Source organism: Streptomyces doebereineriae, from assembly GCF_031845645.1.
In the GTDB taxonomy this organism is placed as follows: Bacteria; Actinomycetota; Actinomycetes; order Streptomycetales; family Streptomycetaceae; genus Streptomyces; species Streptomyces canus.
The window spans coordinates 243,593-268,815 of record NZ_JAVREZ010000010.1 but is presented as its reverse complement, the minus strand read 5'-3'; the positions used below and the strand labels follow the sequence as shown (position 1 = coordinate 268,815).

The 25,223-nt window shown below is 68.1% G+C and carries 22 protein-coding genes and 3 pseudogenes; 8 read left to right on the top strand and 17 right to left on the bottom strand.

What is annotated here, in order from left to right; all coding sequences use genetic code 11:
* Nucleotides 1-71: 71 nt before the first annotated feature.
* Together RNB18_RS54140 and RNB18_RS28465 are read right to left on the bottom strand one after the other, a co-directional pair.
* Nucleotides 72-242: pseudogene (locus tag RNB18_RS54140) on the bottom strand (replication-relaxation family protein); the annotation flags it as partial.
* A gap of 312 nt (nucleotides 243-554) precedes the next feature.
* Nucleotides 555-977: a MerR family transcriptional regulator gene (locus tag RNB18_RS28465; protein WP_311716952.1), complete on the bottom strand. Its 423-nt coding sequence runs from the start codon at nucleotides 975-977 to the stop codon at nucleotides 555-557.
* A gap of 54 nt (nucleotides 978-1,031) precedes the next feature.
* Here RNB18_RS28465 and RNB18_RS28460 point away from each other — a divergent pair, with 54 nt between their 5' ends.
* Nucleotides 1,032-2,003: an SDR family NAD(P)-dependent oxidoreductase gene (locus tag RNB18_RS28460; RefSeq protein WP_311716951.1), complete on the top strand. Its 972-nt coding sequence runs from the start codon at nucleotides 1,032-1,034 to the stop codon at nucleotides 2,001-2,003.
* A 41-nt stretch (nucleotides 2,004-2,044) separates the two neighbouring features.
* On the opposite strand, the gene RNB18_RS28455 is transcribed toward RNB18_RS28460, so the two are convergent.
* Nucleotides 2,045-2,188 (bottom strand): hypothetical protein, encoded by a 144-nt coding sequence (locus RNB18_RS28455; RefSeq protein WP_394817681.1) that lies wholly within the window; start codon nucleotides 2,186-2,188, stop codon nucleotides 2,045-2,047.
* A 278-nt stretch (nucleotides 2,189-2,466) separates the two neighbouring features.
* On the opposite strand from RNB18_RS28455, the pseudogene RNB18_RS54135 reads away from it, so the two are divergent.
* Nucleotides 2,467-2,649: pseudogene (locus RNB18_RS54135) on the top strand (transposase); the annotation flags it as partial.
* 343 nt (nucleotides 2,650-2,992) lie between these two features.
* Nucleotides 2,993-3,325, top strand: a pseudogene (locus RNB18_RS28445) (transposase); the annotation flags it as partial.
* A 1-nt stretch (nucleotide 3,326) separates the two neighbouring features.
* Here the strand turns inward: RNB18_RS28445 and RNB18_RS28440 are convergent.
* Nucleotides 3,327-3,710, bottom strand: coding sequence for a winged helix-turn-helix transcriptional regulator (locus RNB18_RS28440; protein ID WP_311716949.1), 384 nt, complete (start codon nucleotides 3,708-3,710; stop codon nucleotides 3,327-3,329).
* A 105-nt stretch (nucleotides 3,711-3,815) separates the two neighbouring features.
* Between RNB18_RS28440 and RNB18_RS28435 the strand changes: the two genes are divergently transcribed.
* Nucleotides 3,816-4,439, top strand: coding sequence for an NAD(P)-dependent oxidoreductase (locus tag RNB18_RS28435; RefSeq protein WP_311716948.1), 624 nt, complete (start codon nucleotides 3,816-3,818; stop codon nucleotides 4,437-4,439).
* An 82-nt stretch (nucleotides 4,440-4,521) separates the two neighbouring features.
* Nucleotides 4,522-4,920 (top strand): YybH family protein, encoded by a 399-nt coding sequence (locus RNB18_RS28430; RefSeq protein ID WP_311716947.1) that lies wholly within the window; start codon nucleotides 4,522-4,524, stop codon nucleotides 4,918-4,920.
* Nucleotides 4,921-5,388: 468 nt separating this feature from the next.
* On the opposite strand, the gene RNB18_RS28425 is transcribed toward RNB18_RS28430, so the two are convergent.
* The 6 genes from RNB18_RS28425 to RNB18_RS28400 form a co-directional block, all read right to left on the bottom strand.
* Nucleotides 5,389-6,615 (bottom strand): restriction endonuclease, encoded by a 1,227-nt coding sequence (locus RNB18_RS28425; RefSeq protein WP_311716946.1) that lies wholly within the window; start codon nucleotides 6,613-6,615, stop codon nucleotides 5,389-5,391.
* Between the two features lie 789 nt (nucleotides 6,616-7,404).
* Nucleotides 7,405-7,818 carry a hypothetical protein gene (locus tag RNB18_RS28420; RefSeq protein ID WP_311716945.1) on the bottom strand — a complete coding sequence of 138 codons (414 nt, stop codon included), beginning with the start codon at nucleotides 7,816-7,818 and terminating at the stop codon, nucleotides 7,405-7,407.
* On the bottom strand, nucleotides 7,802-8,383 hold the full coding sequence (locus tag RNB18_RS28415; protein WP_311716944.1) for a hypothetical protein: 582 nt from the start codon (nucleotides 8,381-8,383) through the stop codon (nucleotides 7,802-7,804). The genes RNB18_RS28420 and RNB18_RS28415 overlap by 17 nt, the downstream gene beginning before the upstream one ends.
* Nucleotides 8,384-9,177: 794 nt before the next feature.
* Nucleotides 9,178-9,384, bottom strand: a complete 207-nt coding sequence (locus RNB18_RS28410) for a hypothetical protein (protein ID WP_311716943.1) — start codon at nucleotides 9,382-9,384, stop codon at nucleotides 9,178-9,180.
* A gap of 1,309 nt (nucleotides 9,385-10,693) precedes the next feature.
* Complete coding sequence (locus tag RNB18_RS28405) at nucleotides 10,694-11,620, bottom strand: hypothetical protein (protein ID WP_311716941.1); 927 nt, start codon at nucleotides 11,618-11,620, stop codon at nucleotides 10,694-10,696.
* Nucleotides 11,621-11,871: 251 nt separating this feature from the next.
* Entirely contained in the window at nucleotides 11,872-14,031 is a 2,160-nt protein-coding gene (locus RNB18_RS28400) for a leucine-rich repeat domain-containing protein (RefSeq protein ID WP_311716940.1), read from the bottom strand.
* A gap of 19 nt (nucleotides 14,032-14,050) precedes the next feature.
* Here RNB18_RS28400 and denD point away from each other — a divergent pair, with 19 nt between their 5' ends.
* Nucleotides 14,051-15,067, top strand: a complete 1,017-nt coding sequence (denD, locus tag RNB18_RS28395) for a D-erythronate dehydrogenase (RefSeq protein WP_311716939.1) — start codon at nucleotides 14,051-14,053, stop codon at nucleotides 15,065-15,067.
* Nucleotides 15,068-15,209: 142 nt separating this feature from the next.
* Here the strand turns inward: denD and rph are convergent, their stop codons facing one another.
* Nucleotides 15,210-17,837, bottom strand: coding sequence for a rifamycin-inactivating phosphotransferase (rph, locus tag RNB18_RS28390; RefSeq protein ID WP_311716938.1), 2,628 nt, complete (start codon nucleotides 17,835-17,837; stop codon nucleotides 15,210-15,212).
* A 304-nt stretch (nucleotides 17,838-18,141) separates the two neighbouring features.
* Between rph and RNB18_RS28385 the strand changes: the two genes are divergently transcribed.
* On the top strand, nucleotides 18,142-18,645 hold the full coding sequence (locus tag RNB18_RS28385) for a MarR family winged helix-turn-helix transcriptional regulator (RefSeq protein ID WP_311716937.1): 504 nt from the start codon (nucleotides 18,142-18,144) through the stop codon (nucleotides 18,643-18,645).
* A 63-nt stretch (nucleotides 18,646-18,708) separates the two neighbouring features.
* Here RNB18_RS28385 and RNB18_RS28380 read toward each other — a convergent pair whose 3' ends face one another.
* The 6 genes from RNB18_RS28380 to RNB18_RS28355 all read right to left on the bottom strand — a co-directional run bounded on the left by RNB18_RS28380 (nucleotide 18,709) and on the right by RNB18_RS28355 (nucleotide 24,585).
* Nucleotides 18,709-20,448: a PP2C family protein-serine/threonine phosphatase gene (locus RNB18_RS28380; RefSeq protein WP_311716936.1), complete on the bottom strand. Its 1,740-nt coding sequence runs from the start codon at nucleotides 20,446-20,448 to the stop codon at nucleotides 18,709-18,711.
* On the bottom strand, nucleotides 20,432-21,517 hold the full coding sequence (locus RNB18_RS28375) for a SpoIIE family protein phosphatase (protein WP_311716935.1): 1,086 nt from the start codon (nucleotides 21,515-21,517) through the stop codon (nucleotides 20,432-20,434). Before RNB18_RS28375 ends, RNB18_RS28380 begins: the two co-directional genes overlap by 17 nt.
* A complete protein-coding gene (locus tag RNB18_RS28370) occupies nucleotides 21,514-21,957 on the bottom strand; it encodes an ATP-binding protein (RefSeq protein WP_311717036.1) in 444 nt (147 codons plus the stop codon). Before RNB18_RS28370 ends, RNB18_RS28375 begins: the two co-directional genes overlap by 4 nt.
* Entirely contained in the window at nucleotides 21,957-22,382 is a 426-nt protein-coding gene (locus RNB18_RS28365) for an STAS domain-containing protein (protein ID WP_394817680.1), read from the bottom strand. Before RNB18_RS28365 ends, RNB18_RS28370 begins: the two co-directional genes overlap by 1 nt.
* The gene (locus RNB18_RS28360; RefSeq protein WP_311717034.1) at nucleotides 22,379-23,278 is read right to left on the bottom strand and encodes an STAS domain-containing protein; all 900 of its coding nucleotides are present in this window, start codon (nucleotides 23,276-23,278) and stop codon (nucleotides 22,379-22,381) included. The genes RNB18_RS28365 and RNB18_RS28360 overlap by 4 nt, the downstream gene beginning before the upstream one ends.
* Before the next feature lie 134 nt (nucleotides 23,279-23,412).
* Nucleotides 23,413-24,585 (bottom strand): PP2C family protein-serine/threonine phosphatase, encoded by a 1,173-nt coding sequence (locus tag RNB18_RS28355; RefSeq protein WP_311716934.1) that lies wholly within the window; start codon nucleotides 24,583-24,585, stop codon nucleotides 23,413-23,415.
* Between the two features lie 199 nt (nucleotides 24,586-24,784).
* Between RNB18_RS28355 and RNB18_RS28350 the strand changes: the two genes are divergently transcribed.
* Nucleotides 24,785-25,219 (top strand): MarR family transcriptional regulator, encoded by a 435-nt coding sequence (locus RNB18_RS28350; RefSeq protein WP_311716933.1) that lies wholly within the window; start codon nucleotides 24,785-24,787, stop codon nucleotides 25,217-25,219.
* The last annotated feature ends 4 nt before the right edge of the window (nucleotides 25,220-25,223 follow it).

Here is a 25,223-nt window from a genome sequence, read left to right as displayed (position 1 = left end):
TGGAAGCAGGCTGCGCAGCAAGATCACCGATCATGCTCATCGCGAGTGTCGCGAACCCAACCTTCATCAACCTACAGAGCGTCGCCCAACACCTGGCGTTCTGACCCACTGGGACTGTGCTTCTCGAGGATGACGATGTCTTCCAGGACGACGGCTCCCAGCGGAACCTCGCGGGCGAGCGCGGCCACGAGCGGGTGCTGCGCGACCATGGCCTGCAGATCGCTGATTCGGTCACCCAGCCGGGCCGGAGTTGGCTGGTGGTGGCCATCCGGTGCTGGACGAGCGCGGACAGAAGCTGATGGGGGCAGCGGCTCGGCGGGCCCGGGAGTGTACGACGCAGCGGTCTCGGCAGCGCTCACTGGTATCCCCTCTTGGCGGGAGACATGGTCAAACTCCCAGGTCAGAACGGACTGTTGTGCTGACCTTGAGGAAACCCGCCACCCCCGACCCGACCACCGACCACGACGACGCCCCAACCACAGTCACGGTGGGACACAAAGGTCTGTCGGACCACGTTGTTGACGGTGTTGGCAAGCAGGCACTGCTTCTTTGCTTCAGGCTGTCGGGTCCCAGAGCCCGCTGGCCTCACCACGAGCGAGATGCTCGGCGTAGACGCCGACCTTCCAGGCAATGACGGAACGGCACTCCTCCAGCGCATTGATCTGCGCGTCGACGCGCTGCCGGTGGGCGTCGAGGAGCTGCAGGCGTTCCGCCTCGTTGCCCGGACCGTGTCGCACCAGCTCAGCGAACCGCTTGAGGTCGGCCAGCGGCATACCGGATTCCCGGAGCTTGACGCAGATCAACAGCCAATCGACGTCAAAATTGCGGTAGCGCCGCCGCCCTCCCGTGGTGCGTTGGACCGGTCCGACCAGCAGGCCCTCACGCTCGTAGAAGCGCAGTGCGTGCACGCTGAGCCCGGTCTGCTCGGCCACTTCACCGATGCTCAGTGGCTCCTCACGCGCCTCGGTAGTCGTCATACCGCCCAGCCTACGACTTGATCTAGACCTCGCTCTAGATCGTAGCGTCAGCGCATGACCACCACTGATCAGCAGCCGCTCGGCTCGCCCTACTCCGCAGCCAGCACCGCCGAGGACGTCATGACCGGCCTCGACCTCTCCGGCGCGACCGCCGTCGTGACCGGGGGCTACTCCGGACTCGGTCTGGAAACCACCCGGAGCCTGGCAACCGCCGGGGCCCACGTCATCGTTCCGGCACGTCGGCCCGACATCGCCCGGTCTGCGCTCGCGGATGTGGAAGGCTGCGAGGTCATCCCTATGGACCTGGCCGATCCCGGCAGTGTGCACGCCGCCGCCGCGCGGATCAACGACTCCATTGACCGGCTCGACCTCCTGATGGCTATCGCGGGCGTCATGGCCACCCCGGAGCGCAGCGTCGGACCCGGCTGGGAAGGCCAGCTCGCCGCCAACCACCTCGGACACTTCACCCTCGCCTGCGAGCTCTACCCGCTCCTGGCCTCAGCGGACGGTGCGCGCGTCGTCGTCAACAGCTCCGCCGGACACGTCCTGACCAACATCCGCTGGGACGACCCGCACTTCCGCACCGGCTACGACAAGTGGCTGGCCTACGGCCAGGCCAAGACCGCCAACGTCCTGTTCGCCGTACAGCTGGATGCCCTCGGGCGCAACGACGGCGTCCGCGCATTCGCTCTCCACCCGGGCAAAATCATTACTGGTCTCCAGCGAGAGATGCCACTCCAGGAGCAGATCGACCGCGGATGGGTGGACGAGCACGGCAACGTGATCGGCACCGACTTCAAAACACCCTCCCAGGGTGCCGCCACCGGTCTGTGGGCAGCCACGTCTCCACTCCTCGACGGCCGCGGCGGGCTCTACCTCGAAGACTGCGACGTCGCGCGTGTCTCCGCCCCTGACCAGCCCATGGACGACGGCGGCGTCCGCGAATACGCCATCGACACCGGTGCGGCCGCACGGCTCTGGGACCTGTCCATCGCAGCGACCGGCGCCACCCCCATCACCCGATGACCCCCTACCCTGTATGCGCCGACTTGGGCGCATACAGGAGCTCAGGGCTTGGTTTTTCGGTGTCGGGTTCGGTTCCCGACGATGCGGGCGAAGTCCCCTGATCGGTAGCAGGCGCCGTTGTCGGTGACAACGCGGTGGATGTGGGTGATGCCGTGGGCATCGAACCAGAACACGACTTCGGCCATGTCGTCGGGTACCTCCTCGGCGAGGTCGTGCCGCGGTGACTCCGGCGATCCCCAGCGCGGCGGTGTCGGCCAGGTCCACGCCCTCGGGGATGCCCGGGGGTTCACCAGTGAAGATGACCGCGCGGTCGCGATCAGCGTCTAGCTGAACAGCAAAGTGGCCGACTGAAGCACTCAATGGCCAACTGAGGTGTTCAGTCGCATGTATCGACGGTCCCACGGCCGTCCCACTGTTCAAGATCAGTCTCACCGATACTGGCCGTTCCGTTGGTCCCCAAGGCCGGGACTGGCTGACAGTGGTGCTGCTGCCCGGGTATGCGCCCGACCTCAACCCGGTGGAGGCTCTGTGGGCGCACATCAAGCGGAGCTTGGCCAACCTGGCCGCCCGCGCCCTCGGCGAGTTGGAGACTCAGCTCCGCAGGCGACTCAAGGCGCTGCAGTACCGGCAGGACCCCTCGGCGGGACAGGGCTCGCTCTCGTGTACTCCAGGCGCAGCACCTCACCGGCGATGTCCGGGTAGGTGCGCATGCGCTCCATGTGGGCGGACAGCGAGCCCATGGAGGCGGGAAAGCAGCAGAACGTTTCCCTGTCAACTCAGGGAGTGTTGCGGCAGTCTCCTCAGTGTCCTTGCGTCGCTGACATCTTGGTAACTCTATGTAAGGGGAAAGCACTGTATGAATCGCAGACGACCAGCCCCTCGCCTGGGTGCTGGCCGTCTGAAGAACCTCATTGGAGGCAGCCCGTCAGCCGTCCAATACTGCAGCCGCACTTGCTGTGACGGTTGGTGGGGTTCTCGTTGAGCTGTGCATGGGTGGGGACGTCACGGTTGATGAGGTGCACTGCTGGGCGGCTGGTCTCGACACTCTGCATGCTCGGATCGGTGGACATTTCCGCAGGTCCGAGCCGCGTCGGTGAGCAAGGGAGTATCTGCGCGGGCTGCTCGCGCCCTTGGAACGCAGGAACGGCTGGACTCTGGCCGAGCAGGCTGGTGAGCTGTGCCCGGACGGCATGCAACGGCTGCTGAACCAGGCCGACTAGTCCGTCTACGCTGTCCGTGACGAGGTTCGCGGCTTTGTTTTGGAGCATCTGGGCGCCGAGGACGGCGTGCTGGCCGTGGACGAGACCGGCTTCATCTCGGAGATCAGCCCGCGAACTCGTCCGCGGAGCGGGTGTCGTGGGCCTTGCGCAGGGACAGGACCTCGTCCACGTGCTCCTCGGCCCAGGTGGTGATCGGCTCCATGACGGGTCGCAGGGAGTGGCCCAGCGGGGTCAGTTCGTACTCCACGCGGGGCGGGACCTCGGCGAAGACCGTGCGGGTGAGCAGGCCGTCGCGTTCCATCCCCCGCAGTGTGTAGGTGAGGACCTTGGGCGTGACGTGATGAAGCACCCCCCGCAGTTCGCTGAACCGCTTGGGGCCGTCGCCCAGGTTCAGCACGATCAGCACCGACCACTTGTCACCGATGCGGTCGAGCACCAGCCGGGACGGGCAGCAGATCTCGGATTCGTCGGCAGCTTCTTTCACCATATCCGAAGGGTACTTCAGTATCTTTGAAGTAACCAGTATCCCATTGATACCTTCTAGGTGAAGGCGTGTGCGCGGCACACGCGATGACTACAAGGAGGTCATGGGATGCGCATCTTGCTGTTCGGAGCCACCGGGATGATCGGCAGCCGGATCGCTGCCGAGGCGGGCGAGCGGGGCCACGAGGTGACGGGTGTCACGCGCAGCGGGAAGGACGGCACCCTCGCGGCGGACGCGAGCGACGCCGACACCGTCGCGCGCCTGGCGGCCGGCCACGACGCGGTGGTCCTGGCCGTGTCACCGCCACGAGGCGGCATCGAGGCCACCGAGTCACTGCTGGAGGTGGGCCGCGGCGTACTGGACGGCGTACGCAGGGCCGGGGTGCGTCGCCTGGTCGTGGTGGGCGGCGCGGGCAGCCTGGAGGTCTCCCCCGGTGCACGGGTCGTCGACACCCCCGGGTTCCCCGAGGACGCCCTGCCGCCGGTTCGCGCCCAGGTGGCGCTGTTCGAGCTTGTCCGCGACAACGCCGACGACCTGGAATGGACCTACCTCTCCCCACCCGCGGTGATCACGCCCGGCGAGCGCACGGGCGCGTACCGGACAGGCGATCACCAACTGCTCAGCGACGGCGAGGGCAACAGCCACATCAGCACCGAGGACTACGCCGTCGCTCTCGTCGACGAGTTGCAGCGGGGCGAGCTCACCCGCCGCCTCGTCCACGTCGCGTACTGACCGGCTCACACAAACGGAAAAGTTGGCACGTCACCGGCACGGTGTGGTGTGGGTTGCCAACCAAATATCAGAGGAGCACCACATGACGAACAACAACAGCACCGCCGACGCGGTCGGCGTAGTCGAGGCGTACATGCAGGCGCTGCAGATCAAGGACACTGACACGATCTTGCGGCTCTACGCCGACGAGGCCGAGATCATCCCCGAGAACCTGCCCAGCCTGCGCGGCCGCGACGCCGTTGACTCCTTCTACGCCAGCACCTTCGCCGCCATCGGGATGGAGGTCAACGTGGAGGTGGTCTCGACCGAGGTCTACGACGAGATCGCGATCGTCCGATCCGAGCAGCCCGTCACGGTGACTGCCGTGGCCGACGGCACTCGCTCCCAGGCCTACTTCCGCGAGCTGTTCGTGCTGCGTCGCACCCCGGACGGGTGGCGCATCCACAAGTACATGTTCTCCCAGAGCCCAGGGCAGGCCTAGAAGCCGGCGGTCACCGACCACGGTCGCGAAAGGCGCACAAGCCCGAGGATCTGGGTCGGCTGTGGCTCGAGCGCGCCGAGGCCGGGGACACCGACGGCGTGCTCGCGCTGTACGAGCCCATCGGGGCCCTGTACTTCCAGGGTTCGGCCAGCACCGGCTACAGCGGACTGCGCAAAGCCTACGAGGCGATGCTGGCCGGCACCCCGAAGATGCCCTCACATCCCAAAGGAACGCCGCGTCGTCGGCGACCTGGCACTGACCTCCACCGGGCTGCCCCTGGAGAACCCGGTACTGCCGGGTGCAATCACCTCCGAAGTCGCGCGCCGCCAGCCCGACGGCACCCGGCTGTGGGTGATCGACGAGGGTGAGGGCGGCTTGCCGAGCTGGGTCATGGTCTTGGGAGCGCTTCACCAGCAGGTAGGTCACAGTCGGCCGGTTTGTGCCCCCCGCCCGCGGCAGTCTGGGCGGCTACTCGCCGAGCGATCGGCGGATCCCTGAGGTACGCAACCAATCCGTCAGCCTCAACTTCGATGTGACGATTTGATCGAGATCTGCGCCGTCGACTGCAAAGATGATGCCATCGGCCGATTGAAATTTCTTGAGGCGCTTAAGGAACGTTTTCGTGAACCCTGAGGTTGACACGAAGATACCAATCTTGCATAGGGCTCCACGATCACGGACTTTCGATTCAAAAATCCGCAATTCTGGAACTCCCGGCTTGCTCGTCCAGTTCTTGCACTCGACAAGGATAAGCGGGCTCCCATGAGCCAACCAGAATGGATCAAGGAGGCCATTACTGGCGAGAATATCAATTTCTTCCTCGGTGGTCCGGAAATTCTTTTCAATCACCTGCAGCTCGGGTTCTTCCGTTCTCATCAGTGCATCAAATAGGGATTCAAGGGCATCCCCGCGCTCTTTCGTCGAGGATTCATCTCCAGAATCGCGCAGCGAGTTTAGGCGTTTCAGAATATCCGCCGCTCGAGCGAACCAGAAATCTCGGCCCAGCTTACTATCGAAGGCGGAGAGTACGCCAAAGAGGCGGCCAAGGGTCTGTGCCGTGCTGCTGAGACTTTCCGCAGAATCCTCCCAGTATTGGGCAGCGTATGCATGAGGGTCGACCCCTTGGCGCTCAGCGGCAGCCTCGCTGATGTCCAGGACAATGGGCGTATCTGAGGGCAAGTGCTGCAGGAACACCGACAGGACCATAGGCCATACCAGAAGCGGCGCATCACGGTCCAGCACTGCCAAAACCTCCGCGGCTCTTGCTGCCGCAAAGGGGTTATCCACCCCAGCCTCTTGTGCGTCCCTAAATGCCTGCGATGCCGCATTGCCGGAATTAGGTAGACTGCCATCGTAATTGAGGTCACGAAGAAGGATTACCGAATCGTCTTCTGACGCCTCCTCGCCTTGACGGTCGCCCTTCCTCCACTGATATGCCATGAGCTTGCCAAGATTTACCAGATCAATTTCTGGGGAAATTTTCTCAAACTCTACCTCGGCAGCATTCCAGTCGACGTTCCTCTCAAAGTTTGCGTGGGCAATATACATTCCAGCCGCCTGCCCATTGAAGCGCATCTGTGAATAAGCGTCGATCGTTGCATGCCAACCGATCCCGGCGTTCGAGAGGTTTGCAAGTGCCTCTTCAGCTTTCCCCTCAAAGTGCACTTGATCGGATGGATAGGAATCGTCATCCATGTGCTCAATATGTAACTGGTCGTACCGAAAGAGGAGGCGGGGAAGGGAGCTGGCATACTTGCGCCACTGAAGAGCAACGCAATCACCGACGTTCAAATATGTGTCGAACCCCATAAATCAGTCCTCGCGTCTCTGGTTGGCAATCATGATCTGGTGGTTGTGCCGCCGGTGAGGTTGCCAGGCAGGACAATGCCCTTGCGGTCGAAGAGCTGCCGGAAGAAGCCCACGACTATGTGCGCGGCTCCATTGCGCTGCGAGCTCGTGACCACCGAAGCGGTAGACCTCGTAGCCAGCCAACTTCAGGCGGCGGTCTTCGGAGACCATCTCGGAGTAGAGTCGGGGTTTAGCCTTCCCATCAACCGAATAGTGGTGGGATCCGTCGACTTCGATAACGACGCGCTCACGATGGGGCAGCAGCATCAGAAAATCCATTCGCTGCCGTTCCAAGGGACCGGGGCCAGGCCGAAGCGCCGCAGTGTAGGGGTCGTAGCGGGAACGTCGTAGGACTTCAGCTCAGCAACCGCGCTGGCGATGGCCGACCGGAGCGTCTCGGGTTTGACTACGGGTGCCATGACCCATGAGCGTAGCGGCGGGCACCGACAGCGATAGGGCACTCGGCGCGATTCGGAAGCGATGTCTGCGAGTTCAACACCGCTCTGGCCCCCTGGCGGCGCGAGCCAGCGGCGCACGATTTCATCGAGCGCATCCGCACCGAAGTCGCCGTCTGACCGGCTCCCCGGCCGTCTCGTCCTGCCGACGAAGCGAGGAGGACCAGACGGCCGTCCGCGACTACGAGTTCGCTGCGGGCCCAGAACGCAAGGCCACCACCGGGGCCCGCTTGCGGCCCTGTTCGCCGCGAAGCTGGTCGTTCTCAATGGTCAGGACGTTTACCACCCGCGCGAACGTCTCGATCTCGGCCTGCTGCCGGGTGTTCTCCGCGATCACCTCGGCCAGCCGTTCCTTGGTCTTCCTCAGCTCCTCCCGCAGCTTGCGTTCGCTGTCGGGAACGTGCCGCTGAGCTCGGACCTTGGCGTAGAACTCGTCCTTGAGGTCGGTATGCCGGTGCGTGAGGACGTGCCGCTTCACGTCCGCCTCGGCAGCCAGCGCGAGGACGGTCAGAGCTCCGTCAGACCTCAGCGGGGTTCCGGCCAGCAGCCGGTCCATCGCGGCCCGGATGGTCTCCCTCTCATTGTCGGGGCTCATCGCCCAGCCCCGTTCCCGCCAGGACGCGGTCGGTGTCGTGCTGGTCGGCGAGCCCGATCAGGGACTGGGCCCGCTCCTGCAGCCGGTCGGCCAGCGGTTCGGGGACCGCCCCGGATGCGGTCTGCTGCCCCAGGCTTTCGGCCGCCTCCCGCAGCTGGCGTGCATGGTCGTCGGTGCGGGCGATGTTCGCGCAGTTGACCTTGCAGCGGCCCAGGCTCGGTGCCTCGCTCTTGCCGTCGCGGTCCGGCTGGCAGAGCGCCTTGGCGCGGTCGTAGTTGCAGAACAGGAATGCCTCCTTGTTCTCGAAGACGTTCAGCGTCGGGTCGGCCAGCAGGCTGCGGGCCTGACGGACGGAGGCGATGATGCCGCCGAAGCGGCTGTGTTCCTGGGCTGCGGCATGGATCAGTCGTCTCGCCGCCGGGCCGGAGATCCCCTCACCCTCCTGGATGGCCTCGTGGACCTCGCTGAGGTGCTCGGCGACGCTGCGGACGGTCTCGAAGTCCAGCAGGTCGTGAATCCCGCCGCGCGAGCGCGAACCGTATCCCTGGCTGATCAGCGTGCGCATGTGACCGTACTGAACCGCCAATGGTCGGGGTGTCCTTCCCCGCGTCCGTGGCCGCCCGGCTGATCTGAGCCGTGAAGGACGTGCGGGCCGACTCGATCGTCTCCGTGATCCCTTCGACGATCACGGGCTGAGCCTTGGTGTGCGTGCGCGGATCGGGCAGGACGTAGACCTCGTCGTGGGTGTTCTGGCTGTGCTGGGTTGTGCTGGCGCTGATGCGCGATCACCACGGTCTTCCGCAGGCGCCGCAGGTTCAGCGACACGCCGCCGCCCAGGTCATCGCGCCAGTTGCGCCAGACGTCGGGCATGAAGTTCTCGGCCCGAAACAGCCCGACGGGCCCCTCGCCGTAAACGGCCCGGCGCTGGCCCAGGCGCCAGACCATGAGCCGGTCGATGGGCTCCCCCAGGTTCTTCAGCGTCTCCCGGGCCGGGGTCGTGGCCTGGATCGCGTGCGTGATCAGCCGTCCCGGGGAGCCCGCCCCCCCAGTCGGCCAGGCTCCGTGTCTCGTAGCGCATGGCGTGACTCCGGCGACGTTTCTCCAGCTCGACCCGATAGATGATCTGGCCCTCGCCCCCGGCGTCCGGGCTCGCGTCCGGCACCTTCAACTCCATGACCGGCGTCGCGTTCCAGCCGTAGGAAGCGATCATCAAGGTCATCAGCGCGCATGCCTCGTCGGTGGTCAGGAAAAGCCGCATCCACGTGTCCTCGGACCGGTCGCTGCCCAGTGCCTCGGTGTAGCGGGAGTCGGGTCGCTGTCGTCCGTGCCGACCGACGTAGAACGGCGTCTCGCCGGTGCTCAGAGCCGCTGCCGTTCCTCGACGTCCAGCGACGTCAGATCTCGCTCGACCAGTCGGCCCTTCTCGTCCCGGAAGTGCAGGGTCGACTGCTGCCAGCCGGAACGTTTCTCCAAGGCCCAGATGTCGTCCATCGCGTCGTAGCGGCCCTTGGACTGGGCCCGGCGGATCACCGCCCGCCGCGTCGTCCGCTCGTAGGCCGCGACCATCGCAAATCCTCGACCGCAACGTAGAACGTCCGCTCACGCCGACTCTTCGTAGCTGCCTTTGCCAAGCGCCCGTTGAAGTAGCGCTTCATACTCGCCTCCAAAGCCGGGACCTCGAACGTCAGCAGCGAACCGCCCTCCGACAACCGCATCCCCGAGGAGAACAGGAGGTCGGAGTAGGCGGCGTTGTGGTCGTCGTTGCGGCCCCGAAACGACGGATCCCGCCGCCCGTCGACCGTGTAACCGCGCAGGCCCACGTCCCTCCACAACCGGTAGTCCGCGGTGTCAGCCACTTCACGTTCGTCGACCGCGCGTCCTTCGCACGCTGGACCGGGACGCTCACCATCTCGCCGTCGAAGCCCAGCACCTCCCGCTCCAGGACCGGGTTGGCCGCGACGTACTTCTTGGCCGTCGCCCACTTGTAGACCGGGACAGCGCTGCGAGTTCGCGGTTCCACTTCGAACCGCCGATCCGCGCCGGACTGCGGGGCGACCAGCGCCTCCAGTCCTCGAAGTCCAGCAGGTCCTCGGCATCGGCGTCGCACCAATTCTTCTCCTGCTGCCACAGGAAGTTGAAGAACAGGCAGCAGCCCCCGGCGTAGTTCCGCCGCGTCTTCCTGGCCAGATGCGCGAACGCCGAACGCGTCGTGTACAGCGTCAGCCTCGGGTCGACGCGGTAGTTCGGGCCCGTGAAGAACACGTCCCCCGGGTCAATCCGGCTGGCCTCCTCACGTACATCGAGGTCGGCCCAATCCCTCAAAACAGGGTGATCACTCACCGCTGCGGCATGCGTCCTCGTCACCCAGTGCACTCGCCAGGTCATAGCCAACACGTCCCTCTCCACGCGCAACACGTACTGCTGCAACACGTAGATTCAATAGGGAAGAACGTGCAGTACGACTTCTCGCACTGCTGTCGGTCCCAGCTTGTTGTCGTACGCGCTGTGTCCCACGCAGGTCGTGTTGCTTTTCGTGTGGGCTGAGCCCCGGTGCGTGTCGCGCAACCGTGAACCATCGTGTTCCTTTTCGCCCCACTGAGCGACTGAGCGGCTGGTCCTACCTCTAAGCGAAAGCTTTCTCCGGCGGCAGACGTCCCGTGCTGGGAGTGATCCAGTCCGCGTCTGGCTTGACCACGGCGGTGTGTTCGGTCAGTTGCCGGGGGCCGGTGTGGGGATTGACGACTTCGTCCCAGACCGTCTTCCGCAACGACAACGTCTCGCCCCAGGCCCTTGTCCCGGCCGATTGGGTTTGTCCGGTGCCTGGGGCGAGACTGCCGGACGTCTCACCGCATGGCGGTGCCGGCTGCGGTCCTGGTCAGGAGCGTCGGGTGCGGCGGGTGCCGTAGAGGGCGGCCGCCCCGAGGGCGATCACCGCGGCCGCGCCGCCGGCTATCAGACCGACCGGTGCGCTGGAACCGGTCTCGGCCAGCGGCGGAGTGCTGTCGCTGGGCGAGGGCGCCGGGGAGGTGGGGGGCGTCGACTCCAGCGGGGGGACGTCCGGGGTGGTGGGGGGAGTGGAGGAGGTGGGGGGCGGGGTCGTGGACGTGGCGGGCGGAGTCGTCTGGTCCGCGGGCGGCTGGCTGGCGGGCGGACTGCTCGGGCTGTCCGGTGTGGACGGGGAGGCCGGGGGTGTGGGGGAGTTCGGCTGCTCGGGGGTGCACGACTTGTCGCCGCCGTTCCACGCCGCGATCAGGTGGTAGGGGGTGACGACGTTGTCGGGCTGGTAGGGCGCGGGCCCATGACCCTCGCCCGACCCGCCGTCGTAGATGACGTCGTCGCCGTACAGGTCGATCTGCCCGTAGCAGTCCGGCGTCTTCACCGTGAGCTTCTGCCAGGTCCGCTTGGCGTCGTCGGCGCCGGGGAGGTCATCGGCGCCGAGATAGACCGTGGCGTGGTCGACGAGGGTCTGCAGACCGGAGGTGTACCAGTTCGGGCCCTCGGTGGTGTATTCGGCCAGTGAGACCGGGTACTTGCAGCCCTCGCCGACCGTCTGCCCCGGAGCCAGCCGAACCTCGACGGTGCCGGGGGCGGTGGACCACTGGTGGAAGCCGCCCTGTGAGGTCCAGTCGGCACCGACCGGCTTTCCTGCGGCGTCGACGAAGCGGTACTGAACCGTGGCCGTCTGGCAGCCGCCCGCGGGTGTGGCACTGGCGGCAGCGGCCCCGAACAGGGGAGTGGCAGTGGCGATGAAGGCGGTTGCGGCAACAGCGGCCGACGTTCTGGAGCGTGAAAGACGCGTCAAGATATGTCCTGGCGGATTCGTGAGTGTGGGAGGTGGCAGGACGCGAGGAGCCGCGGCAGGCGGAAAGTGGGAATGCAACCCGTGTCTGAGCCACTCGCGTCACTTCGCTCGCTTCAGTGACAGCGAGCGAGCCGCATTCTTGTCGCTCTTCACAACTCCCGTCAATCTTTCACGAGTTCGGCACATGGTGGCGTCCTGGCTTGCGACTTCTGCCCTGGTATCCGCAGGTGGCCATGAGGATGCGGGTACGTTCAGGAAGTGTCCGAGGTGAGTGGCGGCGGCCAACCGATGTCTCCCTCGATCATGCGTCGGGCGAAGTCTTGGGCCACGGCGATGAACTCGGCGTGCCGTACGGCACGTTCGGTGCGGAAGTCGTACTCGGCGCGTTCGTCGTCCGATCCCTCGGTGTCGGCGTCGTCCCCGTCGTCGTCGAGTTGCTCCACGTCGAGGTGGGTGAGGAACGCGGCCAGTTCGGGCCGGGTGGTGGGAGCCGACGCGAGCTCCTGCCGACTGGGGGAGGGGAACCCGCTGGAGTACCGCGCGTCGTGGTACTCGTCGACGATGCCGAGGAAGATCGCGTCGAGGCTGGGGAACGCCGCACGGTCGAGCAACAGCGCTGGCGACTGTGTCGCGTTTCCGCGCGCGTGGGCATTCCAGCAGTCCTGTTCCAGGTCGAGTTCGAGCAGGCGCTGGGCTGCCCCGGAGGAGGCCAGTGCGGTCAGCCCGTCGTCCCCCAGGACGTTGTCGTGCAGGTTCAGTTCCCACAGTTGAGGCAGGGCGGCCCACGCGGCGAGCGCTCTCGCGCCGCGTGGGCCGATGGTGTTGTAGGCCAGGGAAACGCTGTGGAGACACGGGGCCGAGACGGTGGTTGCGAGGGCTTCGATGTCGTCGTCGCCGAGTCCGCAGTCGGCGGCGTCGACCGTGCGCAGGGTGCGCCAGACGGGGGCGTCGCGCAGGTGTGCCGGCCAGCTGCCGACCGGATTGCACGCCAGGTCGAGGCCGCCCAGCCTGTGCAGCCGTTCGGATGTCATCAACGCGGTCAGCCCGTTCACGGTGAGTCCGGTGGCCGCCATGTTCAGATATGTCAGCGTGCCGGCGTTGGGGGACGAAGCCCAGGCCGCGGCGCCCGCGTCACCGACGGGTTGGACCTCAGGTCGCCCGTAGTAAGGCGAGCCGCCTTCCCGGCCGCTCAGGTCGAGGTGCTCCAGTACGGGCATCCGGACGTCGGCGGCCAGCTGCTGGGCCCCCTTTGCGCCGAGGTGATTACGGCTCACATCGAGGTGGCGCAGGCGTGGAAAGGCGCCGGCGGCTGCGAAGGCCGCGGCCGTGACGTCGGTGGCGACGAGATCGGCGAGCTTCAGCCGCTCGATGCGGCCGCGGTCGAGGCTTTCGAGGACACCCGAGATGGCCGCGTCGCCGACGGGGAGCAGTTCGAGGTTCAGCTCGGTCAGCTGTCGCAGTACACCGCTGCCGATCACGGCATCGATGCCGCGGGCACCGAGCCCCTCGCGGCCGAGTCCCATCGCCGTGCCCCGCACCGTCAGACTGCGCAGGCTCGCCAGATCGGCGCACGCGAAGAACGCCTCGCACGCCTCGTCGTCCTGATCGATGACATTGCCGAAGTACGGCTTCCACAGCGGCTGGCGTCCGTTCTTCCCGCAACGGAACCCGATCGACAGCCGTTCCAGCCGGGCGAGTTCCGCACAGCCGGCGAGATCCCTCGCCTCACCGAAGTCGCACACGAGCACGTCTGCGGAGCGCAGGTCCGGCACCAGCCCCGAGCGCATCAAGTGGACCAGGTCGGGTGCCCGTAGCCCCGCGTGCCGCAGCCGCCACGCCTGCCCACCGGGCGGTCGGAACGGCGGCTTCTTGAAATGCCACATGTCCTCGCGAACGCTCACCAGGTCCAGCGACTCGAGCCGCACGAGAGCGGCACGGCCGGCGAGTCTCGTGAGCAACGCGCCGTCCATGTCGGTGAGACCGCCGACCTGGATCGACCGCAGATCCTCCCAGGACTCCATGGTCTCCACCAAGGCGGCGAGGCGATCACTCGCGTACCAGCCGAGGTCGAGATGGGTGACCCCGCGGACTTCGGACCGGGACCGAGGATCCGGCAGAGCAGCATCGAGGATGCCGGTCCGCGCCGACCGGAGCTGCAGGGACCGTACAAGCTCCCAAGTCGGCTTCGTGTGACCGGCCTCCAGAGCAGCGAGCCAGGACCACGGTGCCTCCCGCATCCGGTCGGGCCACGAAGCCAGCCGCTCGTGGCACAGGGAGACGAGGCCCGCAGGACTGCCCGCACGGACGAGAGCGGCGCACAGAGCACGGAACGCGAGCTTGCTCGGAGGTCCGCCCAGTATTCGCTCGATCTCGGCGTCGTAGTCGATCACAGTCGTAACGTATTGCAGCATGACGAGAGGAGACGAACGGGTGAGAATCGTCGTGACGGGTGCGTCCGGGTTCCTCGGACGACTGCTGGTCGGCGCCTTGTTGCGGGCGGGGGCCTTCGGCGGTGAACCGATCAGCCGGCTGGTGCTGGTCGACCGCGTGGCCTGGCCCGACGAGCCACAAGGTGCCGGGGTGCCGGTGCAGGTGGTGCGGGGGGAACTGCTCGAGCAACTGGACACGGTCTTCGCCGAGCCGGTGGACGTGCTGTTCCATCTCGCCGCCGCGGTATCGGCCGAGTGCGAGGCCGACTTCGATCTCGGGATGCGTGCCAACGTGGACGCCACGCGCGGGCTGCTGGAGGCGGCGCGGGCGCAGTCCCGGCAGGGCGGGCCGGTGGTGCGGATGCTGTTCGCCAGCAGTGTCGCCGTCTACGGCTCCCACCCGGCCCTGCCTCTGCCACCGGCGGTCAGCGAGTCGACGGTGCCGGTACCGCGGTCGAGTTACGGCACCCAGAAGCTGATGTGCGAACACCTGATCGCGGACTGCACCCGCCGCGGCTTCATCGACGGGCGTGTCGTGCGGCTGATGACGGTGGCGGTACGTCCGGGCAGGCCCAACGCGGCAGCCTCCGGTTTCCTGTCCGGCATCGTGCGCGAACCGCTCGCGGGCCTGCCCGCCGTCTGCCCGGTGGATCCCGGCCTGAAGGTGGCTCTGTCCTCCCCTCGGCGCACCGTTGCGGGGATCCTCCGCGTCGCCGAGGCGGAACGCGGCACCGGGCCGGGGCGCCTGGACGGCCCGCTGCCGGTCAACCTGCCCGCACTGACCGTCTCGGTCGCCGACATGCTCGCGACCCTGCGCCAGGTGGCCGGTGACACCGTCGCCGACCGGGTCACCGTCGCCCCCGACCCGGCGGTCGAAGCGATCGTCGGCTCATGGCCGGCCGTCCTCGACCACCAACGCGCCGCCGCACTCGGCCTCGGCCCCGACCCGAGCTTCCTGTCGGTGCTCCAGGACTACCTCACCGATCACCCTGACGCGGTCGCCACCCCGATGGCCTGAACTTGCTGCACACGGCCATGTCGGACGGTACCGGCGGTCAGCACCAGGAGCGCCACCTGATCACCATGCTCACGGAGGCGAGTCGCTCCCGTGAGCCGTCGGCCCGCCACCGCAGCCACGAACCGGCCTCTCGGTGGATCCGTCAAGGCAGGATCTCGACGTACCCGTCGGTTCCGTGCACGCGGATCCGCTGCCCGTCCCGGATCCGGCGGGTGGCCTGCTCCACGCCCACGACGGCCGGCAAGCCGTACTCCCGGGCGATCACCGCGCCATGGGTCATCAGACCGCCCACCTCCGTCACCAGGCCCGCGATGCCGACGAACAGCGGCGACCAGCTGGGGTCCGTGAACGTCGTGACCAGGATGTCGCCCTCTTCGAGATCGGCCTCCGCGATGTCGAGGATGACGCGGGCCCTTCCCTCGACGGTCCCGGTGGAGACAGGCAGGCCGACCAGGGCGCCCGCCGGCACGTCGTCGCGCCGGTACGCCCCGCTGAGAGCCTCGCCGTCCGAGGTGAGGACCCGGGGAGGTGTGAGCGCCTGGTACGAGCGGAACGCGTCCTTGCGCTGCTGGACGAGCTGGTCATCCACCTGCTTCGAGAGCACGACGTCGTGGAACTCCTGGAAGGTGAGGTAGAAGACGTCCTCCTTGTCGGCAAGCACGCCCGCCTGAACGAGGCGCTCGGCCTCCGCCAACAGGGCCTGCTTGTAGACGAAGTAGCGGCTGATGATGCCGTACTTCGGGTACTCCCGGTATCCGATGAAGGTGCGGACCCGCTCGATCATGCCCTTGGTCGCGTCGGCCTTCCGTGCCCCGTCCGGCAGGGTCCGCAGGCGTGACAGCACCTCCTGTTCCTTCTGCTGCGCCTTCTGGCGGCCTTGCTCGAAGCGCCGCTGGGCCGCGCCCTGTTCGAAGTTCCTGACGTTGTCGAGGATCACGGGAACAAGGGTGCTGGGGCGCTCGCGCCAACGCGGCCTCGTGATGTCGATCTCGGCGACGCAGCGCATGCCGTACCGGTCGAGGTAGGCCTCGATGGCATCGCGCGCTTCGGTCCCGCCCGGGAGCTTCACCAACTCGTCGAGGAAGCCGTCGTCCTCGACGCCCTCCAGGAACCCGACCACCTCCGGATGCGGGCGGATCGCGTCCGCGACGTCGAGCAGCGCGAGTCCCATCTCCGACGTGATGTTGCCGGGGGCGGACAGCGTCAGCGTGTCAGCCGCGTTCTTCTCGCCGAGCCACTCCTCCAGCTTCTCGTTGAGCCACCACGTGGCCTCCATTCCCGCCATGATCACCTGAAGGTTCAGCGGATCACCCAGGACGCGTTTGTGCTCCTCAAAGGCCTCCAGCAGGAAGTCGAACAGCGCCGGTCCGGTCTTTGTCCGGGCGTCGCGACGGAGGGTGGCGACGGACGTTTGGCTGCGCTCGATCAGTCCGGTGACGATGGCCGGATCGGTCTCGATCGAGGCAGGCGGGACGGCGGCCGACGGCGCGCCGGGAGACGCGTCCGGGAGCGACGGGACGAATTCCTCCCGGTCCAGGACGGTCTCCAGCGCGTCCCGGACCAACGGATCGCCCTTCCCCATGAGGTCCAGCAGGCCGGCGCGGCTCGCGGGCGAGGCCAGGCGCCGGGTGACGTCGACGAACAGCCTCCCGCCGGCCTCGTGCATCGGCACCATGGCCGTCAGCCGCCACATGGAGAGCCCCAAGGGCTTCATGGCATCGGTCATCATCTGCTGATGACCGACGGAGACATAGATGTGGTTCTCCTGGTCACCGCTCTCGGGAACGGGGAACAGCGTGGTGATCGGACGGCTCTGCACGATGTGGAAATCGTCGTCGACCAGACACCATTCGATGTCCTGCGGGCGGCCGAAGTGCGCTTCGATCCGCCGCCCGAGCTGCACGAGCCGGACCGCCTGCGCATCCGTCAGCGCCGGGTGCTCCTGCCGCTGCGAGTCGATCCCCACTTCCTGTGTGCCGCCGGACGGCAGGGCGTGAACGGCACGCTGTTTGGCGGAGATCGTCCTGGCCACGACTTCGCCGTGCCGCACCTTGTAGACGTCCGGGTTCACCAGACCGGAGACCAGGGCCTCGCCGAGGCCGAAACCGGCGTCCACGGTGGCGACCGTCCGGTCGCCCGTGACGGGGTCGGCTGTGAACAGGATGCCGGCCGCGTGCGGGAAGACCATCTGCTGCACGACCACGGCCATGTGGACCGTGCGGTGGTCGATGCCGTTGCGTCGGCGGTAGACCACGGCCCGTTCGGTGAACAGTGAGGCCCAGCACCTGCTGATGTGCTGAAGGATCGCCGTCGCTCCCACGACGTTCAGGTACGTGTCCTGCTGGCCGGCGAAGGAGGCCGTCGGCAGGTCCTCCGCCGTGGCGCTGGATCGCACGGCGTAGGCGGCCTGCTCGCCGGACCGGGCGAACGCTTGAGTGATCGCCGCCGCGAGATCGCCCGGGATGGCGATCTCTTCGATGGTCCGGCGGATCTCCGCGCTGAGTGTGCGGATCGCCTCCTGGTCGTCCGCGTTCACGCGCGACAACTGATCCAGGCGATCGTCGATCGACGGCGTTTGCGCCACGACCCGCCGGAAGGCGTCCGTCGTCACGCAAAAGCCCGCCGGTACCCGGATGTCCTCGATCCGGGAGAGGGCGCCCAGGTGCGCGCCCTTGCCGCCGACGACGGCGATCTGACTCTCGTCAATCTCTTGAAGATCCAGCACGTACCGCTCGCTCCTCGCGGTACCGTCCCCGGTTGCGTTCTCCATCGACGAGTCGGTCGACAACAAGTCGTTTCCCCATTTCCGCAGGTTGTGGCCTCGGCCGACGATTGTGCGCGACGACCCGGGTCTTGCGGCAAGCCCCCCTGCGCGCTATAACTTAAGAGTGGCAAGGAGAGTTCTCTCCTTGCCTTTGCTTATTCCCGTCCGCTGGGACTCACGAGATCTCGCGAAGCGTCCAGGCCGAGCCGCCTGATGTGTTCGCCAGTGCTTGGTCGACGACTCATCGGGTACCGCGTTTGAATGAGGGCGGTATCTGCATGGCCAGGCGATTACTGAAAGCGATGCGTGTGTGACTCGTCTCAGTGGCTCGGGGGACGGCCGGTCGAGCGGACCGGGTGATGACCCACTCTCCGTCGCGCTGGAGATCGCCGATGCCGTGGACGGTCTCGCGAACGTGTGGTCGGTGGCCGCCCAGGGGGCGAGTCTGAGGCTGTCGCCGCACCAACTGAGGGCTCTTCGGGTCCTGGAGTCGGAACCGGGTCTCAATCTCACCACTCTGGCGGAGAGCATGGACATAGGTCCGCCCACTGCCAGTCGGTTGTGCGATCGGCTGGAGGCGGCCGGCCTGCTGGAGCGGCTGCTGCATCCGCACAGGCGACGTGAGGTTCAGCTCGTGCTCACGGGCCGCGGCCGGCAGATCCTGAACGAGGTTGCCACGCGCAGATCTCAGGCGCTTGCCGTGGTCCTCGCGGCCATGGAACCCGGCGAGCGGGCGGCGCTGGGTGGCGGCCTGCGGGCTTTCCTGACCGCTCAGGGCGATACCGGCAGGAACATCGACGGCCCCGAACGCTGACCGGACGGTCGGCCCCGGCGGTCGTTCCGGCCGTCGCGGCCCCCAGTGGTGAACTCGTGTCCGTTACGGCGCCACGGTGTGGCACAGCAACAGGCAGACGTCGTCGTCCCGTTCGGAGTCGTGGAGGAGGGGCTTGAGCAGGGCGTCGGCGGCGGCGTCCAGGTCCTGTTCCAGCTCCGGGGTGTTCAGCGCCGCGAGGGCGTGGCTCAGACGGTTGATGCCGGGGTCGATGCCCAGCCCCCGGCGTTCGACCAGGCCGTCGGTGTACAGGACCAGGGAGGAACCGGCGGGCAGTTCGGCCCGGTGATCCGTGTACACATAGTGCAGCGGGATGCCGAGCATCACGCCGGGTTTGGCGTCCAGGACCCGTACGGTGCCGTCGGCGGCGCGCACGACGGCGGGCGGGTGGCCGGCCGACGCCCAGACCACTTCCGGTTCGCCGGGCCGGAAGCGGGCGATCAGCGCGGTGGCGTACAGGTCCGGCTGCAGGTGGCCGAGCATGCGGTGCAGGCGCGTGAGGATCTCGCCGGGCGTGGCGTTCTCGACGGCGTAGGCGCGCAGGGCGGTGCGCAACTGGCCCATGACGACTGCGGCGTGCAGTCCGTGGCCGGTGACGTCCCCTATGACAGCCAGCAGGCTGCCGTCGGGCTGGAGGAAGGCGTCGTACCAGTCGCCGCCGATGTTCATGCCCCAGGTGGCGGGCAGGTAGCGCGCGGCGAGCAGCAGGCCGGGCGGAGTGGGCAACTCGGTGAGCTGGGCGCGCTGCAGGGCTTCGGCGGTGTTGCGGGACTGCTGGTAGCGGTGGGCGTGGTCCAGGGCGACGCCGACGCGGCGGGCGAGTTCGACCAGCATGACGGAGGTGTCCTCGTCGAAGCGGGGGCCGGGGGCGGTGAGGGTGAGGACGCCCAGCAGGCGCTGTGCGACGAGCGGGATGGCCAGCAGCGGTCGTTGGGGGGACAGGGCGGAGGGCGGGAGGTCGTCGACGCCGGGCAGGCCGCCGGGGTGAGCGGCGGCGTGCTGGGGACGGCCCGTGCGGGCGGCGGCCACGGCAGCTGCCGAGTGCTCCCGGACGCGGGGTGCGTGCTCGTCGTCGTGGTTCGCGTACTCCTCCTCGTCGAAGAGCCAGACGTCGAGATGATCCGCGTAGTCCGGCACCAGCATGTCGGAGAGGCGGCGCAGGATGGCCGTATGACTGAGCGACGACGTGATGGCGGCGCTGGCGTCACCGAGAAAGGTCAGCAGGCGCCGGGCCCGCTCCGCCTCGGCGCGCGCGGTGCGCTCGGCTTCCAGGAGCTCGCGCTGCGCGCGTGCCGAGGCCTCCAGGTCGGCATGGAGTGCCAGAACACCCTGGTTGGTCTGATGCAGTTCCTCCCGGTGCAGCCGGACCAGGCTTTCCTGCTCGTCGAGGAGGTTCAGCACCGCTGCGGTGTACTCGTCGGCGCGCAGCAGGGCCTCCGGCAGCGAGGTGGCGACGCTCGGAGCGTCCTGGGCGGGCTGGTGAGGCAGAGAGCAAGTGAGTGAGGGCGCTTCGTCCAGCGGGCCAGGCCCGCAATGGCCGACCGGGCTCAACGAAGCCTCGAGTCGACCGGTCTGCCCGGCGGCGGACTGCCGGACGTGGAGCAGGAGTTCCCACTCTCCGCCCCGGCCGAGGCAGCGGCGCAGCCACGCCGTCAGCGCGCTCAGGAGGCGGGCTCGTTCCAGCGCCGGTGCCCCGGCGTCCGTGGCGATGCGGTCGACGGCGGCGCGGGCCCGGGCGGCGTCGACGACGGACGCGATTTTCCAGACGTCAGTGGGTGCGGTCATGCGGGTCCGTCCGGGGAGCAGGAGTCAGTACGGCCACACTGGCGTCGTCGCGCAAGGGGCGGGCAGCGCTGCCGGCGTCCCTCAGGACGACCGCGGCCACCACGGCCGGGTCGTGCACGGCGAGTCGGGGGTCGCCGGGGGGCGTCCAGCGGCTGGGGAGCCCGTCGCTGTGCAGGACGAGCAGACTGTCCGGTGCCCAGGCGGTCGCGGTCAGGGGCACGTTGGCGGGGAAGTGGGCTCCGACGATGCCGGGGTGTGAGATGAGGGGCCGCCACGCGCCGTCGGTGCGCAGCCTGGCGCCGATGTTGCCGACACCGGCGAACGAGAGCCGGTCGCTGTCCTCGTCCAGCTGTGCGACGCCGACGGCCGCGCCTCGCGTGGTCCGCAGTGCCGCGTGCAGTTTTCGCAGGATCTCGGCCGGCGGCAGATCAGCACACCGGCGCAGTTCTTCCACGGCGGCGGTGGACGCCTGGGCCGCCTTCTCCCCGTGGCCCAGCCCGTCCACGAGCATCAGCGTGACGCGTGGACCGGAGCGCACCCGGCCGAAGGCGTCTCCGGAGTGCTCGGCATGGGCGAGGGAGGTGGTGATCCCCCCGGCCCGGGTGCCCGTACGCGAGCGGGCCTCCCGGCGTTGAGGGCCGCCGGGCGCCCGGGCCGGGGCGATGCGTGCCACCGCGACGGTGCCCCGACCCGGTCGGCTGTGCAGGTCGAACTCGCTGGAGACACGTCGGCAGGTGCCCAGGCCCGCCCCCAATGAGGAAGGGGCGGTGGTGTGACCGTCTCGCATCGCTGCCGGGACGTTGTCGATGCCCGGTCCGTGATCGAGTGAGGCGATCTGCACGCAGGGCACGCCCTCGGCGCACGTGTCGGAGGGGGCGGCCAGATTGATGAGGACGCGGCCGCCGCCGGCGTGCTTGACGAGGTTGGTGCCCAACTCGGTGGCCACCAGCGCCGCGACCGCCGTGGAATGCGCGTCCAGCCCCGCGTCCGCGCAGGCGGCTTCGGCGGCGACGCGTACGTCCCGGACCCGGGTGCTGTCCTGCACCGGGATGTCCCACACCCTGCTCAAGGCGCACCTGTGCGGGGCGCGGGCAGGCCGGAGACCCAGTCGGTGACGGTGACGGTGGTGCCCTGGCCGGGGCGGCTGTCGAGGGCGAACTCCTTGACGAGCCGCTTGGCCCCGCTCAGCCCCATGCCCAGGCCGCCGCCGGTGGTGTAACCGTCGGTCATGGCGAGCTCGACGTCCCGGATGCCGGGGCCCGCGTCGACGAAGGACAGCCGCAGCCCGCGGTGGGCGCCTTCTGTCAGCACCGTCATCTCCATGTATCCGCCGCCGCCGTGCACGAGGGCGTTGCGGGCCAGTTCGCTGGCGGCGGTCACCAGCTTCGTCTGCTGGACCAGGTTGAAGCCGAGGTCGGCAGTGGTCTGGCGCACTTGCTGCCGTACCCAGGCCAGGTCGGCGTCCGAGCCGATGGGCAGACGCGTGGTCGAGGTGATGGGGGCATGCATCATGCACCCTCTTCCAGGTGAGCGGTCGGAGCCGCCGAGGAGACCCGGCCCAGCAGGGACAGGGCCTTCTCGACGTTCAGGGCGGTGCTCAGGCCGGGCAGGGTGAGACCCAGTTCGACCAGGGTGATGGCCACCGCCGGACGCATGCCGGCCAGTATCGTGCGCGCGGCCAGCAGGCGTGCGCTCGCGGCGATCTCGGCCAGGACACGGCCGAGGAAGGAGTCGATGATCTCCACGCCGGAGAGGTCGATCACCACACCGGCGACGGGCATCGGACTGGACGCGATGCGCCGGGAGATGTCGTGCTGGAGCTGTTCGGCCGCCCCGTCGTGCAGCTCTCCCTGCAGGGTGATCAGCAGGACGTCTCCCAGCGCCAGTACCGGTACGGGGCCCGGGCCGGGATGCATGGCGGGGAGGCCGGTCACCGTGGGCCCGCCTCCGTGACCGGGCGCGCGGAGACGACGATGCCCTGCTGGGTGAGCGCGTAGGCCAGCGCGTCGGCGAGGCCGGCCCGCGTGATGATCGATCCGAGGTCGATGCCGAGCTGGACGATGGTCTGCGCGATGGCGGGACGGATCCCGGAGACGATGCACTCCGCGCCCATGAGCCGGGCCGCGGCGACCGTCTTCATCAGATGCTGGGCCACGAGCGAGTCGACGGTCGGGACGCCGGTGATGTCGAGGATGGCGTACGCGGCGCGCTGGTCCACGATGGCTTCCAGCAGGCTCTCCATCACGACCTGGCTGCGGGCGCTGTCCAGGGTGCCGATCAGCGGTACGGCGACGATGCCGTCCCACAGCTTGATGACGGGGGTGGCCACCTCGAGCAGCTGCTGGCGCTGCCGGGCGATGAGCTCCTCACCCGCGCTCACCGTGGTCTCCATGATCACCAGACGCAGTGTGGCGGTCAGGACCGCCAGCGCCTGCGTGCACGCGGTGACCCGCTCGTCGTCGGCGTCGTCCTCGAACTCGGCACGCAGCAGTGCGGTCACGGGCTCGCGCAGGCCCGCGACCTCGCCGGCGATCTGCGCCGGCGTGAACCCGGCCCCGGCCCGGGCCGCGGCCATCCGGCCGAGCTGGTCTCTCACGGTGCCGAATCCCGGAGCCTCGACATCCTCCAGCTGCCCGGAGCGGGCCACGTCGGCCAGGGCGTCCACCACCGCTTTGCACGCCTCGACCGCCTCGTCCCGGGAGACGGTGAAGACCGTACGGAACAGGGCGGCGTCCGCCCAGTGTTGGGCGATCTGTTCACGACGCCGTTCCAGAAAGGCACCCAGCTCCTTCGCCGTCCCGGGGGCCGTGTCCTGCTCCGCCACCTGAATCGTCTCCTTGCCTGCGTGGCCGTAGGGCCCGCCGGGCGGTCAGGCCATGTGGCAATTATTGCCGCATGGCAAACGTTAACGCGAGCGTGTGGGGCGAACAACATGCGGTCGCCGCCATGGAGTCGGTTCGCCTGTCACTCGTACTCCGGTCTGCCACGCCAGTCCAGACACACGATCAGGGCGTCGTCGTCCGGCATGGCTTCGCCGCGGTGGCCGGTCAGCTCCCGCAGGATGGCGCGCGGCACCTCTGCGGCGGGCAGCAGTCGCGTGGAGTGGATGGCCCGGGCGAGCGCCGCCTCCCCGTACGCCTCTCCCTTGGGGGAGGCCACGGCATGGACGCCGTCGCTGACGAAGACCAGCCGGTCACCGGGCTCGACGTGGAAGTCCTGCGCCACGTAGTCGGTCTCCTCGAACATGCCCAGTGGGAGCTGGGCTTCGAAGGCGACGCGTTCCACGGTCCCGCCGCGCAGACGCAGCAACTGCGGGGAGCCGGCGTCCACGACGCTCGCCCGGCCGGTCGCCAGATCGAAGTCGAACATCAGGACGGACAAGTAGCAGTGCCCTCGGTAGTGGGCGTAGACGGCCTGGTCCGCCAGGGCCGCCTGGTCCGCGATGGGGAGCCCGGCGCGCCGTGCGTTGCGCAGCGCGTTGATGGCCAGGTTCGTCAGCAGGGACGCCTCTATGCCCTCGCCCATGCCGTTGGTGACGTACAGCATCAGATGGTCGGCGGTGGCTGACCAGTCGAAGTTGTCGCCGAAGATGGCGTAGGCCGGCTCCAGTTGGGCCCCCAGGTCGTACTCGGGGCGGGAGCAGGCGCGGCCGGGCAGCAGCTGCCACTGCATCTCGGCGGCCAGCGTCAGCCGGTCCTTGCGCCGCGCCTGGAGATACACGTCGGTGTCGCGCTCGGCCACGACCACCTCGTGCCCCAGTACGTCGGCGATGTCGGTCAGTTCGGACTCCCACCGGTGCGCGGCGTCGCCGTCGGACAGCGTGAGCGACAGCACGCCGAGCCGGTCGCCGCGCACACTGACCGGCAGATGCAGGCGGGTCCGCCCGTTCCGCCCTTCCTCCCGGTACGGCTGCTGGGAACCGAAGGCCCGGCCGGGCGGGCTGTTGCGCACCGACACCGGCTCCAGCGTGTGCGGCAGCACCGACACCGGCTGGAGCACGCTCAGGCCGTAGTCGGCCATGAACAGCTCGACGTCCTCCGCGCCGTACTGCTCGATCAGTACGGCGCGGATGGCGTCGAGCAACTCGTGGGGGGCCGCTGTGCGCAGAGCGCGTTCAACGGCCAAGAATCTCTTCATGATGCGAAATACACCTGTCCTTCGCCGGACGACGTACGGGTCCCACTCGCGAGGTCGCCCCCCTCGATGGGCCGTTTCGGCCATCCCGGTCCCGTGTGGTCAGCGCGTGTGCCTAGTACGCTGACAGCAGCCCAGTGCCTGCGAGAGTGTGATCGTGACTGACTTCCGCCGCCGCTCAGAGCGCGATGAGGTCGCACGCGTGACCACCACAGCCGTCGAGCTGCTGGAGGTCGTGTGGGGCCGGGCCTCGACCGCGCCCACCTCCGCCTCGCAGCTTCGGGTGCTGCACATCCTCGAACACCACGACGGCATCAACCTGCGCACCCTCGCCGAGTCCCTCGCCTCGACCCCGCCGTCCACCAGTCGGCTGTGCGACCGGCTGGTGGCGGCCGGGTTCGTCGAGCGGGTCGTGAGCGAGGAGAACAGGCGTGAGGTGCGGCTGCATCTCAGTGGCCCGGGCCGCGCCTTCCTCGTCGACCTGCGTGCCCGCAGGGAGAGGGAGCTGCAGACCGTGCTGGCGGACATGCCTGCCGCCAAGCGGGTCGCGCTGCTGGAAGGGCTGGAGGCGTTCTGCTTCGCCGCGGCCACGCAGATACACGAGGACGCGGCGGATTCCGGCAGCCGGACCGCCTGAACCG

What these genes read in the sequence shown, in the direction of transcription:
- RNB18_RS28465 (WP_311716952.1), bottom strand. Translation starts at nt 977, where the DNA reads ATGACGACTACCGAGGCGCGTGAGGAGCCACTGAGCATCGGTGAAGTG.
- RNB18_RS28460 (WP_311716951.1), top strand. Translation starts at nt 1,032, where the DNA reads ATGACCACCACTGATCAGCAGCCGCTCGGCTCGCCCTACTCCGCAGCC.
- RNB18_RS28455 (WP_394817681.1), bottom strand. Translation starts at nt 2,188, where the DNA reads ATGGCCGAAGTCGTGTTCTGGTTCGATGCCCACGGCATCACCCACATC.
- RNB18_RS28440 (WP_311716949.1), bottom strand. Translation starts at nt 3,710, where the DNA reads ATGGTGAAAGAAGCTGCCGACGAATCCGAGATCTGCTGCCCGTCCCGG.
- RNB18_RS28435 (WP_311716948.1), top strand. Translation starts at nt 3,816, where the DNA reads ATGCGCATCTTGCTGTTCGGAGCCACCGGGATGATCGGCAGCCGGATC.
- RNB18_RS28430 (WP_311716947.1), top strand. Translation starts at nt 4,522, where the DNA reads ATGACGAACAACAACAGCACCGCCGACGCGGTCGGCGTAGTCGAGGCG.
- RNB18_RS28425 (WP_311716946.1), bottom strand. Translation starts at nt 6,615, where the DNA reads ATGGATGACGATTCCTATCCATCCGATCAAGTGCACTTTGAGGGGAAA.
- RNB18_RS28420 (WP_311716945.1), bottom strand. Translation starts at nt 7,818, where the DNA reads ATGAGCCCCGACAATGAGAGGGAGACCATCCGGGCCGCGATGGACCGG.
- RNB18_RS28415 (WP_311716944.1), bottom strand. Translation starts at nt 8,383, where the DNA reads ATGCGCACGCTGATCAGCCAGGGATACGGTTCGCGCTCGCGCGGCGGG.
- RNB18_RS28410 (WP_311716943.1), bottom strand. Translation starts at nt 9,384, where the DNA reads ATGGTCGCGGCCTACGAGCGGACGACGCGGCGGGCGGTGATCCGCCGG.
- RNB18_RS28400 (WP_311716940.1), bottom strand. Translation starts at nt 14,031, where the DNA reads ATGCTGCAATACGTTACGACTGTGATCGACTACGACGCCGAGATCGAG.
- rph (WP_311716938.1), bottom strand. Translation starts at nt 17,837, where the DNA reads ATGGAGAACGCAACCGGGGACGGTACCGCGAGGAGCGAGCGGTACGTG.
- RNB18_RS28380 (WP_311716936.1), bottom strand. Translation starts at nt 20,448, where the DNA reads ATGACCGCACCCACTGACGTCTGGAAAATCGCGTCCGTCGTCGACGCC.
- RNB18_RS28370 (WP_311717036.1), bottom strand. Translation starts at nt 21,957, where the DNA reads ATGCATGCCCCCATCACCTCGACCACGCGTCTGCCCATCGGCTCGGAC.
- RNB18_RS28355 (WP_311716934.1), bottom strand. Translation starts at nt 24,585, where the DNA reads ATGAAGAGATTCTTGGCCGTTGAACGCGCTCTGCGCACAGCGGCCCCC.